Consider the following 12,721-nt stretch of genomic DNA (forward strand, 5'->3'; position numbering starts at 1 on the left):
GTCCGCGGCGGGGCCGGGACCGGCCGCGGACTCGGGTTCGCGTTCAGGAGGCACAGATGCTCTCGTCGTCGGCGGTGATGGTGTCCACGTCGGCCGGCTTCTCGGCCTTGACCTCGATCGGGATCCCCACACCCTTGAAGTCGTCACCGAGGATCAGCACCATCGGGGTGTCCCCCGCGTCCGCCGAGCCCTCCTTGAGCGCCTTCTTCGGCAGGCCCATCAGCTCGGCGAGGGTCGCGGCCTGGCCGGCCTGGTCGGGGCCGTACTCCAGGGTGGTGGTCTCCTGCCCGTCGGCGTTGGAGGCGTTGGTCGACAGCAGTACGCCGTGCGTGTTCTGGAGCCAGTTGACGGTGTCCTGGGCGGCGCCGATGACCTGGCCGCCGTTGTAGACGTCCACCCGGACCTCGCCGGCCGGGGCCGGCTCGACCTTCTCCTCGTCCTTGTCCTCGTCCTTCTTGTCGTCGCCGGAGTCCGTGAGCGACAGGTCCTCCTGGAGCATCCGGAACAGCGGCCCGGCCTTGGCGTCGTCGAGGACGACGGTGGCCTTGGCGCCCTCGGGCTCGTCCGGGTTGTCCACGACCGGGAGGGTGACGAAGCTGATGTCCTTGACCGGGACCTTGCCCAGCTCCTGGGCGATGTCGTTGAGCTTCTGGATGGTGCCGATGCCGGTGTCCACCGTCAGCGCCTTGGTGGCGGTGTCGGCCAGGCCCCACAGCTTGGTGGGCTCGCTCAGGGTGCCGACCATCTCGCGGGCGAGCGAGCCGAGGAACTGCTGCTGGAGCTTGATCCGGCTCAGGTCGCTGCTCTGCCCGACGCCGTAGCGGGTGCGGACGAACGCCAGCGCGTCCTCGCCCTGCAGGCGGTGGGTGCCCGCCTCCATGTGGAAGTGCGACTTGTCGTCGCTGATGTCCTTGGCGAGGCAGACCTCGACGCCGCCGACCGCGGTGGACAGGTCCTTGACGGCGTTGAAGTCGGCCATCATGAAGTGGTTGATCTCGACGCCGGTGATCTCCTCGACCGTGCGCCACACACAGCCCGGGTCGCGGCCGTCCACGCCGAGGCTGTAGTTGAAGCGGGTCTGCGGGGTGCCGGGGATGGTGACCGTCCGCCCGTCCTGCTTGACCTCGCACTCCGGGATGTCGGTGATGAGGTCCCGGGGGATGCTCAGCCCGGTGGCGTGGGTGCGGTCCTTGGAGAAGTGCAGGAGTATGACGGTGTCGGCGCGGCCCTCGTCCCCGCTGTTGCCGTAGTCCTCGTTGCCCGCGCCGGTGCGCTTGTCGGTGCCGATGAACAGCACATTGACCGGCTCGCCCTTCTGGAACGGGTTGTCCCGGCCGACCACGTCGACCTTGTCGATATTGCCGTTGAGGCGGTTGTAGGCGTACAGGGCGGTGGCGCAGCCCACGACGAGCAGCAGCGCCAGGCCCCCGCCTATCCACATCAGGGCCTTCTTGCCCTTGCCCTTCTTCCTGGCCTGGGCCTTGCGCCGGTCCGCCCGGCTGCCGCCGGAGGCGGCCGTCCCGGCGGAGCCGGACGCGGCGGCCCGGCGCGATCCGCGCTGGGCCGGTACGGTCCGCTCCCCCGTCCGCTCCCCCGTCCGTTCGGCCGCCCGCCCGCCCGCCCGCTCGCCCGCCCCGGTGCCGCCGCCGGTGCCCCGGCTGGTGTCGTCCCGGGGCGCGGACGGAGCGCGACGCTGGTGTGGCGGAGTGCGACGCGGGGTAGGAGTGCCGTCGGGCGCCGGAGAGCGCACGCCGGTGCGCGGCCCGGCGGGCCCGTCGGTGCTGTCACCGGGCAGTCTCAGTTCGTAGTTACCGGTCTCCGGGTTCAACACCCACTGGTCCGCGGGATCGATGTCGCCCGCGCCTCCACGTCCCTGCGCGTCCACGTAACCGTGCGCCCTCCGTGAGCCGACTGCGAAGTCAGACGGCACACACTAGTCGCACGGTTCCGGGGCACCGCACCGCGGTGACGTATTCCACCCGGGACGGTGGGATCGCTTGTTCAGATACTTCCGTTTTTCGGCGCCTTCGTCGGCAGCGAGGACGCGTAGATCAAGCCGTGGTGCACCGCGTACCCGGTGCCGGCGACCGCGAGGACGACGGCCGCCACCGTCACCGCGAGCCGCCGCGCCCAGCGGGCGGCGGACGGCTGCGGACGGACGGCGGGGGTGTCTTCCTCGTACGGCCGGGGTCGGGTGGCCTGTCGGGGCAGCCTCATGGAGCCGATCCTGCGGCCCCGCCGCCCCGGCGGCCACCGTCAGTCGGCGAAGTGGGTGACGCCCTCGCTCGTCCGGCGGGCGGCGAGCGCCGCCTCGTCCAGCCGGCCGGGCCCCTGGGCGGCGTTCGGGCACAGCACCACCGACGCCCCGGCGGCCAGCGGCGCGAAGAGGCTGGCGGACAGGCCCTCCCAGGTGTCCCAGCCGCGCACGGACAGTAGCCGGTCGCCGGCGGAGAGACCGAGCGCGGCGGCGTCCGCGCGGGCGCGCTCCAGCAGGGCCGCGCCGCTGAACGTCCGGCCGCCGATGGTCAGCGCCGGGTCGGCCGGCTCCGGCGGGTCGTAGGCGGTGAAGGCGTCGCCCTGTCCCGGCACCGCCACCGCGTAGTCGGCGAAGCCGGCCGGCGGGCCCTGCGGGAACCGGGCGCCGAGCGGGCGCAGGGCGAGGGCGATGCGCTCGCCGAGGCAGGCGCGCGCCTCCTCCAGCCGGCCGGGCCCGGCGACCACGATCTCGGCCTCGGCCGGGTCGCCGTCCAGGTCGACGACGACGCCGGTGGCGGCGCAGGCCAGCACCCAGACGGCGGTCTGCCAGTGGGCGGGCAGCAGCAGGGCGAGCCGGGCGCCGCGTTCGGCGCCGAGTTCGTCCTGGAGGAGGTTGCCGGTCTTCGCCACCCAATTGGCGAGGGTGGTCGCGGAGAGTTCCACCCGCTCACCGGTGGTGTCGTCGTAGTACGTCACCAGGGGCCGGCCGGGGTCGCCGGCCAGGGCGGAACGCAGCAGGTCGGCGGGGGTGTGTTCGGAAGAATTCATCACCGCCACAGTACGCCGGGCGGGTTGTGCGCACTGCGGCCCGGGGGACCGGGCGGCGCGGCTTCTTGCTTACGGAGCGTCAGATTACAAATGGACAGATTTGAACCACTATGTCCACGATCATTGTCATGCGTGCATTCATTGCTTCCACCGTCGGAGTCACCTGCGCCGCCGCCCTCGCCGTCCCGCTCGTCGTGCCGCTGGGCACCGGCGGGGCCGTCGCCGCGCCCGTCCCCCGATCGGCCACCGCCCCGGCGGAGGTGACCGGTGTTCAGTCACTGGCGCTCGCACCGCTCGCCACCTCCGTCCGCTCCTCCGACGGCGAGGAGGTCGGGCTGCCGGCCCGCGAGACCGAGCCGTTCTCCCTCCTCGGCGTCGTCTGGGCCGACCCGGAGGAGGAGTTGCACGGCGGGGTCGAGGTGCGGACCCGGGACGCCGAGTCCGGTACCTGGTCGGGGTGGCAGCCGCTGGACACCCACACCGACCACGCCCCCGACGCCGGTTCGGCGGAGGCGGACGGGGGCGAGGTGCGCGGCGGCACCGCACCGCTGTGGGTGGGGGCCTCGGACGGCGTCCAGGTGCGGGTGTGGCCCGAGGACGCCGGGGCGCCGGTGGACGGGCTGCCCGAGGGGCTCACCCTGGAGCTGATCGACCCGGACACCGGGGTCGGGATCGAGGTGGAGCGCGCCGGGTCCACCGCCCCGGCCACCGGCGGCGGCGACGCGCAGTCCTCGGACATCGGCTCCCAGTCCGCCGCCGCTTCCTCCTCCTACCCGGGGCCGCGCCCGCCGATCACCACCCGGGCCGGCTGGGGCGCCGACGAGAGCCTGCGCGAGAGCGCGTTCGCCTACACCGACATGGTGAAGACGGTGTTCGTGCACCACACGGCGGGTGGCAACAACTACTCCTGCTCCGAGGCGCCCGCCCTCATCCGGGGCATCTACCGCTACCACGTGGTGTCCCAGGGCTGGCGGGACGTCGGCTACAACTTCTTCGTCGACAAGTGCGGCACCATCTACGAGGGCCGGGCCGGGGGCGTGGACAAGCCGGTCCAGGGCGCGCACACGGCCGGTTTCAACCACAACAGCATGGGCGTGGCCCTGCTGGGCAGCTACGGCGACACCGCCCCGCCCGCCAAGGCGCTGGACGCGGTCGCCCAGCTGACCGCGTGGAAGCTCGGCCTGCACAACCTGAACCCGAAGGGCTCGCGCAACCGCACCTCGATGGGCGGCGGGCTGTACGCGAAGGGCGTCACGGTGAAGATGGACAACGTCTCCGGCCACCGGGACGGCTTCTCCACCGAGTGCCCGGGCCAGAAGCTGTACGCCCAGCTGCCGACCGTGCGCTCCACCGCAGCGAAGCTCCAGGGGCGCTGAGCGGCATGGGCCCGGCCACCGGCTAGCCTGGCCGGGCCATGACGGAACGCCCCCTCGAACAGCAGTGGACCCCGCCCGGGGACCACCCGTACGACCTGCGCCGCAGCCTGGGAGTGCTGCGGCGCGGGCCGTACGATCCGGCGTTCCGCGCGGATCCGGACGGCTCGCTGTGGCGGGCGACGCGCACCCCGGACGGTCCGGCCACGCTGCGGCTGCGGCAGGGCGCGGACGGGACGGTGCGTGCCGCGGGCTGGGGCCCGGGTGCCGGGTGGGTGCTGGAGCGGCTGCCCGGGCTGCTGGGCGGCGCGGACGATCCGTCGGCGTTCGTGCCCCGGCACCGGGTGGTGGCCGAGGCGTGGCGGCGGCACCGGGGGCTGCGGCTGGTGCGCACCGGGCAGGTCCTGGAGACGCTGGTGCCGTGTGTGCTGGAGCAGCGGGTCACCACCGAGGACGCGCACCGCTCGTGGCGGCTGCTGGTGCGCCGGTTCGGGGAGCCGGCCCCGGGGGCGCCGGAGCTGTACGTACCGCCGGGGGCGCGCGCCCTGGTGCGCATCCCGTCGTGGGAGTGGCACCGGGCGGGGGTGGACGGCAAGCGGTCGGCGGCGATCGTGCGCGCGGCGCGGGTGGCGCGGCGGATGGAGGAGGCGGCGGCGATGGAGCTGCCGTCGGCGATCGCGCGGCTGTGCGCGGTGGACGGCATCGGGCCGTGGACGGCGGCCGAGACGCTCCAGCGCAGCAACGGTGCCGCGGACGCGGTGACGGTCGGGGATCTGCATCTGCCGGGGCTGATCGGCTACGCGCTCACCGGGGTGCGGGGCGCGGACGACGCGCGGATGCTGGAACTGCTGGAGCCGTACGCGGGGCAGCGGTACCGGGCGGCGCGGCTGATCCTGCTGTCGGGCGTCGCCCCGGCCCGGCGTGCTCCGCGCCAGCGGCACGCGCGGATCGCCAGGCTGTGAGGCGGCCGGGCCCGGGGGGACCTGAGGGAAAGGTCACACGGGTCAGCCGAGGCCGCGCGACTCCTTGATGGCGCGGCGCCTGGCCAGCCGGTGGCTGCGGCGGATCTGCGCCTCCTGGTGGCGGCGCCGGTCCTCGTCGTTCTGCGGCAGGACCGGGGGGACCGGCCGGGGCTTGCCGTTGTCGTCGACGGCGGCGAAGACGAGGTAGGCGGTGCCGACGCGGGTGGCGGGGGTGGACTCGTTCCAGCGCTCGGCCATCACCTTGACGCCGATCTCCATGGAGGAGCGTCCCGTCCAGTTGCACTGGGCGTGGACATGCACCAAGTCGCCGACCTTGACGGGCTCCAGAAAGACCATCTCGTCCATCGAGGCGGTGACGGCGGGACCGCCCGAGTGCCGGCCGGCGACGGCGCCCGCGGCGTCGTCGACGAGCTTCATGATGACGCCGCCGTGCACGGTGCCCATGAGGTTGGTGTCGTTCTGCGTCATGATGTGCGACAGGGTGGTGCGCGACGCGGCGGTGGGCTTGCCGGGAAGATCGTTCTCCGGGCGGGCCATGACGGGATCTGTCATAAGACCAGCGTAAGACGGGGAATCCTTGTGCATCAGCTCTGCCACAAGTGACCGGCACCACTCCCCAACGATCACGGGCCCGGGGGACACTGCTGTGTTATGAGCGACTGGCCCCAGGGATGGACGGACGACGATCAGCCGCGCGGTGACCGGTACGGGCGGGGCAGCGGCAGCGCGAGCCCCGAGGGCGCGCGGGTGATGCCGCATGTCCGCCGGCCGGGAACCGGTGCTCCCCAGGGGCCGCCCCAGCCGAGAGGCGGCGGACACGACGCGTACGGCGGCGGGTACAACGAGGGGCAGATCTACCGGGGCTCCGGCCAGGCCCCGCCGCCGCGCCGCCCCGGGCCGCCGCCGCCCGGCCGGGGCCCGTACGAGGGGGACGACGGTCCGCGTCCGCCCAAGCGCTGGGGGCGGCGGATAGGGTATTCCGTGCTCGCGCTGGTGCTGGCGCTGGTGGTGATCGCGACCGGCACGTACCTCTGGGCGAACAGCAAGCTGAACCGCGAGGTGGACCTGGCCTCCGTGGAGGACCGGCCGGACAGCGGCAAGGGCACCAACTACCTGATCGTGGGTTCGGACAGCCGCGAGGGGCTCAGCGACGAGCAGAAGCAGGACCTGTCGACCGGCTCGGCCGAGGGCAAGCGGACCGACACCATGATCCTGCTGCACGTCGGCGACAACGGCTCCACGATGGTGTCGCTGCCCCGCGACTCGTGGGTGACGATCCCGGAGTTCACCGGCTCGGTCTCCGGCAACCGCATCCCGGCGCAGCAGCAGAAGCTGAACGCCGCGTTCGCCATCGAGGGCCCGGAGCTGCTGGTGCGCACGGTGGAGTACAACACCGGCGTGCGCATCGACCACTACGTGGAGATCGGTTTCGGCGGGTTCGCCAATGTGGTGGACGCGCTGGGCGGTGTGGAGATGTGCTTCGACCAGGCGATCAAGGACGAGAAGAGCGGCGCCGACTTCGCCGAGGGCTGCCACACGCTGAACGGCTCGGAGTCGCTGGCGTTCAACCGGCAGCGGTACCAGGAGGCCGAGGGCGATCTGGGCCGCACCAAGAACCAGCAGAAGTTCCTGGGCGCCATCTCCAGCCAGGCGGGGTCGCCGGCCACCGTGCTGAACCCGTTCCGGCTGTACCCGACGCTGAGCGCCACCACGGACGCGCTGATCGTGGACAAGGACATGAGCCTGTGGGGGCTGGGGCAGATGTTCCTGGCGATGCGCGGCGCGCACCAGATGAACATCCCGGTCGCCAACCCCGGCTACGCCACCGACAAGGGTTCCGCGGTGCTGTGGGACATGGAGCAGACCGAACTGCTGATGAGCCAGATCAACAACGACGAGAAGGTGACGGTCGGGGTGAAGGACTGACCCCCCCGCCCGGCCCCGCCGCCGTACGCACACCGCCCCGCCGCGTTCCCGCGGCGGGGCGGCGGCGTCCCCACGGGCGGACCGGGTTACGCGGTGGGGCGGCCCATGGCGCGGTAGGTCCAGCCGGCCTTGCGCCACACCGCCGGGTCCAGGGTGTTGCGGCCGTCGAGGATGCGGCGCTCGGTGACCACCTCGGCCAGGGCGGCCGGGTCCAGCTCGCCGAACTCCCGCCACTCCGTCAGATGCAGGACGGCGTCCGCGCCGACCGCCGCCGCCAGCGCCGTGTCGGCGTAGCGCAGGGTGGGGAAGACGGCGCGGGCGTTCTCGGTGCCCTTGGGGTCGTAGACGGTGACCTGGGCGCCCTGGAGGTGGAGCTGGCCGGCGACGTTCAGCGCCGGGGAGTCGCGTACGTCGTCGGAGTCGGGCTTGAAGGTGGCGCCGAGGATGGCGATCCGGCGGCCGAGCACGGAGCCGCCGAGGGCTTCCCTGGTCAGCTCGATCATGTGGGCGCGGCGCCGCATGTTGATGGAGTCGACCTCGCGCAGGAAGGTGAGGGCCTGATCCACGCCGAGTTCGCCCGCGCGGGCCATGAAGGCGCGGATGTCCTTGGGCAGGCAGCCGCCGCCGAAGCCGATGCCGGCGCGCAGGAACTTGTGGCCGATCCGGTCGTCGTAGCCGAGCGCCTCGGCGAGCCGCACCACGTCGCCGTCGGCGGCCTCGCAGATCTCGGCCATCGCGTTGATGAAGGAGATCTTGGTGGAGAGGAAGGCGTTGGCGGCGGTCTTGACGAGTTCGGCGGTGGGCAGGTCGGTGGCCAGGAACGGCGAGCCCTCGGCGATGGGGGTGGCGTACACCTCGCGCAGCGTGCTCTCGGCGCGCTCGCTGGTGACACCGGCGACGATCCGGTCGGGGCGCAGGGTGTCCTGGACCGCGAAGCCCTCGCGCAGGAACTCGGGGTTCCAGGCGAGTTCGACGTCGGGGCCGGCCGGGGCGAGTCCGGCGATGACCTGGCCGAGCCGGGCGGCGGAGCCGACCGGGACGGTGGATTTGCCGACGACCAGCGCGGGCCGGGACAGATGGGGGGCGAGCGAGGCGACGGCGGCGTCCACGTAGCTCATGTCGCAGGCGTACTCGCCCGCCTTCTGCGGGGTGGTGACGCAGATGAAGTGGACGTCGCCGAACTCGGCGGCCTCCGGGTAGGAGGTGGTGAAGCGCAGCCGTCCGGTGGAGCCCTCGATCCCGGCGACGTGACGGCGCAGCAGATCTTCGAGACCGGGCTCGTACATCGGGGCGCGACCCGCTCTGAGCAGGTCGATCTTCTCCTCGGCGATGTCGAGGCCCAGTACCTCGAAGCCCAGTTCGGCCATGGCGGCGGCATGCGTCGCGCCGAGATAGCCGGTGCCGATGACGGTGATCTTGAGCGAGGGCATGAAGCGAGCATAGTCCCCGTCTGGCGGGGGGAGGTCTCCAGGATCTAGGGTGAAGTTACTTAACAGTCATTAGCATCTGGCGCGTCACACAGGAGTGAGAGCGGTGGCAGGAGCAGCGGACTTCGATCTCTACCGGCCGGCCGAGGAGCACGAGCTGCTCCGGGAGTCCGTCCGCGCCCTCGCCGAGGCGAAGATCGCGCCGCACGCGGCGGAGGTGGACGAGCAGGGCCGGTTCCCGCAGGAGGCGCTGGACGCGCTGGTGGCCAGCGACCTGCACGCCGTGCACGTCCCCGAGAGCTACGGCGGCGGCGGCGCGGACGCGCTGGCGACGGTGATCGTCATCGAGGAGGTGGCGCGGGTGTGCGCCTCCTCCTCGCTCATCCCCGCGGTCAACAAGCTGGGCTCGATGCCGGTGCTGCTCTCCGGCTCCGAGGAGCTGAAGGCCCGCTATCTGGCGCCGCTGGCGCGGGGCGAGGCGATGTTCTCCTACGCGCTGTCGGAGCCGGACGCGGGCTCGGACGCGGGCGGGATGAGGACCCGGGCGGTGCGGGACGGGGACGGCTGGGTCCTGAACGGGGTGAAGCGCTGGATCACCAACGCCGGGGTCTCGGAGTTCTACACGGTGATGGCGGTCACCGATCCGGACAAGCGCACCCGGGGCGGGATCTCGGCGTTCGTCGTGGAGAAGGGCGACGAGGGCGTGTCGTTCGGCGCCCCGGAGAAGAAGCTGGGCATCAAGGGGTCGCCGACCCGCGAGGTGTACCTGGACAACGTCCGCATCCCCGGCGACCGGCTGATCGGCGAGGAGGGCACCGGCTTCGCGACCGCGATGCGCACCCTGGACCACACCCGGATCACCATCGCGGCGCAGGCGCTGGGCATCGCGCAGGGGGCGCTGGACTACGCCAAGGGGTATGTCGCCGAGCGCAAGCAGTTCGGGCGTCCGGTGGGTGACTTCCAGGGCGTCCAGTTCATGCTGGCCGACATGGCGATGAAGCTGGAGGCGGCGCGGCAGCTGACGTACGCGGCGGCGGCACGCTCCGAGCGCGGGGACGCGGACCTGACGTTCTTCGGGGCGGCGGCCAAGTGTTACGCCTCGGACGTGGCGATGGACATCACCACGGACGCGGTGCAGTTGCTCGGCGGCTACGGCTACACCCGGGACTACCCGGTGGAGCGGATGATGCGGGACGCAAAAATTACCCAGATCTACGAGGGCACCAACCAGATCCAGCGCGTGGTGATGGCGCGCAATCTGCCGTAACGGGCCGGGCGGTCCCCGATGAGCCTCCGGTGAGCGGCTCCGCGCCGGGCGCGGGGCCGCTCACCGCTGTGCCCGGCGTTTCTCCATGAGGGCTTCGATGCCGTCGAGGAGGAAGTCGAGGCCGTAGGCGAACTCTTCCTCCGGCGTGGTCCGGTCGTCCTCGAACACCCCCTCGGCCACGATGCGGCCGAGCGCGGGGTAGTCGCCCTCGGCGACGACGCGGGACAGCACCTTGTGGTAGATGGAGCCCCATTCGTCGTAGCTGACGCCGGTGCTGGGCGTGGCGCGGCGGATCACCTCGGCCTGCCGGGCCTCGGTGAGGGCGTAGCCGGAGATGACGCTGAGCACGCCCATCCGGTCCTCGGCGGTGAGCGGGGTGTCCTCCATCGCGGCCAGGCCCGCTTCCATCCAGGCGATGTTGTTGGGGCCCATCGGCGGGGTGCCGATGGGGACGTCCAGCAGCCAGGGGCGGCCGGTCAGGATCTCGTACTGGGCGCGGGAGAAGGCGCGGATCCGGGGGCGCCAGCCGGTGGGCCATCCCGTGGTGTCGGGCCGCCCCGTCGCCATCTCGAACATGAGGTCGACGAGATCGTCCTTGCCGGGGATGTACCGGTAGAGCGACATGGTGGTCACCCCGAGCCGTTTGGCGACCTTGCTCATGGTCACCCCGGCCATGCCCTCGGCGTCGGCCAGCTCCACCGCCGTACCGACGATCTGATCGATCGTCAGTGAGCCGCGCGGCCCCCTGCTGCCGGACTGCTGCCGCCGCCACAGCAGATCGGCTGTCCGCTCCGGGTCGCGCCGCGCCATGCCGCTCCCCCACTCCCTTCGTTGTCCGCTGTCGTTTGACGCCATCCTAGAACTGTGTATCGTGTAGACAGTAGTGTATGACATACACAGTTTCGGGGACAGGAAGGCACCACCCATGGCGGAACACGCGATCGTGGCGGAGGGGCTGCGCAAGCGGTACGGCGACACCTACGCCCTCGACGGATTCGACCTCACCGTCACGGCCGGCACCCTGCACGGCGTGCTGGGCCCGAACGGCGCCGGCAAGACCACCGCCGTACGGTCACTGGCCACCCTGCTGCGGTACGACGCCGGACACGCCACCGTCTGCGGCTACGACGTGGCGCGCGAGCCGCAGCGGGTGCGCGGCGTCATCGGGCTCACCGGCCAGTACGCCGCCGTGGACGAGACGCTGAGCGGGCGGCAGAACCTGGTGATGTTCGGGCGGCTGCACCGGATGTCCAAGCGGGCGGCCGGGCGGCGCGCCGACGAACTGCTGGAGCGGTTCGCCCTCACCGACGCGGCCGGCAAGTCGGCCGGACAGTACTCCGGCGGGATGCGCCGCCGCCTCGACCTGGCGGCCAGCATCATCCGCACCCCCCGGGTGCTGTTCCTGGACGAGCCCACCACCGGACTCGACCCGCGCAGCCGCAACGAGGTGTGGGACGCGGTGCGCGGCCTGCTCGCCGCCGGCACCACCGTGCTGCTCACCACGCAGTACCTGGAGGAGGCCGACCAGCTGGCCGACCGGATATCCGTCGTCGACGCCGGCCGGGTCATCGCCGAGGGCACCGCCGACGAACTCAAGGCCCGCATCGGCGGCGACCGGATCGAGATCGTCACCCGGCGCGCCGCCGACCTGGTGACGGTGGCCGCCCTGCTGGAACACGTCACCGGCTCCCCCGCCGTCACCGACGCGGACACCCGGCGGGTGGGCGCCCCGGTCACCGACCGGGTGGCCGCGCTGACCGAGGTGGTCCGGGCGCTGCACGGCGCCGGGCTGACCGTGGAGGACATCGGCACCCGGCGGCCCACGCTCGACGAGGCGTTCCTGCGGCTCACGGCGGACCGGACAGGGAAGACAGAGGTGGCGGCATGAGGAAGCTGCGACTGGCGGCGGCCGACAGCTGGGTGATGACGGGCCGCAACATGGCGCACGTGGTGCGCTCGCCCGAGGAGATCGGCGTCTACTTCATGCTGCCGATCACGTTCGTACTGGTCTTCGGCTACGTCTTCGGCAGCGGCATGCAGGTGCCGGACGGCGGCAACTACCGCGAGTTCCTGCTGCCGGGCGTGTTCGCGATGACCATGCTGTACGGGATGGGGGCCACCGCGACCTCGGTGGCGCACGACGCGCAGCGCGGGGTGGTGGACCGGTTCCGTTCGCTGCCGATCGCCCGCTCGGCGCTGCTGACCGGCCGCAGCGTGGCGGACCTGTTCCGCGCGCTGCTGGAGATGACCGTCCTGCTGGTCTGCGGACTGCTGGTGGGCTGGACCTGGCACCGGGGCGCCGGCTACGCCCTGCTGGCGGTGGCGCTGCTGCTGGCGCTGCGGATGGCGATGACCTGGATCGGGATCTACGTGGGGCTGCTGGTGCCCAACCCGGACACCGTCGGCACCATCATCTTCCCGCTGGCCTTCCCGCTGACGGCGGTCTCGAACGTGTTCGTGGCCCCGGAGCTGATGCCCGGGTGGCTCGGCACCATCTCGGAGTGGAACCCGCTGTCGGCGACGGTGGCGGCGATGCGGGAGCTGTTCGGCAACCCGGGACTGGCGGGCGGGAGCACCAGCTGGCCGGCGGAGAACGCGGTGGCGCTGGCGATCGCCTGGCCGGTGCTGCTGGTGGCGGTGTTCGCGCCGCTGGCGGTGCGCCGGTACCAGCGGCTCAGCCGCTGACCGGCGCCGAGGGGCGCGCGCCCCGCCGTTCCGGGG

12 protein-coding genes are annotated in these 12,721 nt (G+C 72.4%); 6 read left to right on the forward strand and 6 right to left on the reverse strand.

The genetic code is table 11. The features are described 5' to 3' along the window. Positions 1-43: 43 nt before the first annotated feature. From ACFV5N_RS16045 to ACFV5N_RS16055, 3 genes are all read right to left on the reverse strand, one after another. Positions 44-1,885: an LCP family protein gene (locus ACFV5N_RS16045; protein ID WP_385599528.1), complete on the reverse strand. Its 1,842-nt coding sequence runs from the start codon at positions 1,883-1,885 to the stop codon at positions 44-46. Positions 1,886-2,001: 116 nt separating this feature from the next. Further along, positions 2,002-2,217, reverse strand: a complete 216-nt coding sequence (locus ACFV5N_RS16050) for a hypothetical protein (protein WP_385599531.1) — start codon at positions 2,215-2,217, stop codon at positions 2,002-2,004. Between the two features lie 39 nt (positions 2,218-2,256). Then, on the reverse strand, positions 2,257-3,024 hold the full coding sequence (locus ACFV5N_RS16055; RefSeq protein ID WP_385599534.1) for a TIGR03089 family protein: 768 nt from the start codon (positions 3,022-3,024) through the stop codon (positions 2,257-2,259). 128 nt (positions 3,025-3,152) lie between these two features. Here ACFV5N_RS16055 and ACFV5N_RS16060 point away from each other — a divergent pair, with 128 nt between their 5' ends. Together ACFV5N_RS16060 and ACFV5N_RS16065 are read left to right on the forward strand one after the other, a co-directional pair. Then, positions 3,153-4,400: a peptidoglycan recognition protein gene (locus tag ACFV5N_RS16060; protein WP_385599537.1), complete on the forward strand. Its 1,248-nt coding sequence runs from the start codon at positions 3,153-3,155 to the stop codon at positions 4,398-4,400. A 38-nt stretch (positions 4,401-4,438) separates the two neighbouring features. After that, positions 4,439-5,359, forward strand: coding sequence for a DNA-3-methyladenine glycosylase family protein (locus ACFV5N_RS16065; protein ID WP_385599540.1), 921 nt, complete (start codon positions 4,439-4,441; stop codon positions 5,357-5,359). A gap of 42 nt (positions 5,360-5,401) precedes the next feature. Here the strand turns inward: ACFV5N_RS16065 and ACFV5N_RS16070 are convergent, their stop codons facing one another. Then, on the reverse strand, positions 5,402-5,932 hold the full coding sequence (locus tag ACFV5N_RS16070; protein WP_385599542.1) for an acyl-CoA thioesterase: 531 nt from the start codon (positions 5,930-5,932) through the stop codon (positions 5,402-5,404). Between the two features lie 99 nt (positions 5,933-6,031). On the opposite strand from ACFV5N_RS16070, the gene ACFV5N_RS16075 reads away from it, so the two are divergent. Beyond that, on the forward strand, positions 6,032-7,306 hold the full coding sequence (locus ACFV5N_RS16075; protein ID WP_385599544.1) for an LCP family protein: 1,275 nt from the start codon (positions 6,032-6,034) through the stop codon (positions 7,304-7,306). 86 nt (positions 7,307-7,392) lie between these two features. On the opposite strand, the gene ACFV5N_RS16080 is transcribed toward ACFV5N_RS16075, so the two are convergent. After that, positions 7,393-8,736, reverse strand: coding sequence for a UDP-glucose dehydrogenase family protein (locus tag ACFV5N_RS16080; RefSeq protein ID WP_385599545.1), 1,344 nt, complete (start codon positions 8,734-8,736; stop codon positions 7,393-7,395). A gap of 103 nt (positions 8,737-8,839) precedes the next feature. Between ACFV5N_RS16080 and ACFV5N_RS16085 the strand changes: the two genes are divergently transcribed. Further along, entirely contained in the window at positions 8,840-10,000 is a 1,161-nt protein-coding gene (locus ACFV5N_RS16085; RefSeq protein WP_385599548.1) for an acyl-CoA dehydrogenase family protein, read from the forward strand. A 60-nt stretch (positions 10,001-10,060) separates the two neighbouring features. On the opposite strand, the gene ACFV5N_RS16090 is transcribed toward ACFV5N_RS16085, so the two are convergent. Further along, entirely contained in the window at positions 10,061-10,855 is a 795-nt protein-coding gene (locus ACFV5N_RS16090) for a TetR/AcrR family transcriptional regulator (RefSeq protein ID WP_385599551.1), read from the reverse strand. 70 nt (positions 10,856-10,925) lie between these two features. On the opposite strand from ACFV5N_RS16090, the gene ACFV5N_RS16095 reads away from it, so the two are divergent. Together ACFV5N_RS16095 and ACFV5N_RS16100 are read left to right on the forward strand one after the other, a co-directional pair. After that, positions 10,926-11,888: an ATP-binding cassette domain-containing protein gene (locus ACFV5N_RS16095; RefSeq protein ID WP_385599554.1), complete on the forward strand. Its 963-nt coding sequence runs from the start codon at positions 10,926-10,928 to the stop codon at positions 11,886-11,888. Next, positions 11,885-12,685: an ABC transporter permease gene (locus ACFV5N_RS16100; RefSeq protein ID WP_385599557.1), complete on the forward strand. Its 801-nt coding sequence runs from the start codon at positions 11,885-11,887 to the stop codon at positions 12,683-12,685. The genes ACFV5N_RS16095 and ACFV5N_RS16100 overlap by 4 nt, the downstream gene beginning before the upstream one ends. Positions 12,686-12,721 lie beyond the last annotated feature (36 nt).

The organism is Streptomyces sp. NPDC059853, from assembly GCF_042731495.1.
Taxonomy (GTDB): domain Bacteria; phylum Actinomycetota; class Actinomycetes; order Streptomycetales; family Streptomycetaceae; genus Streptomyces.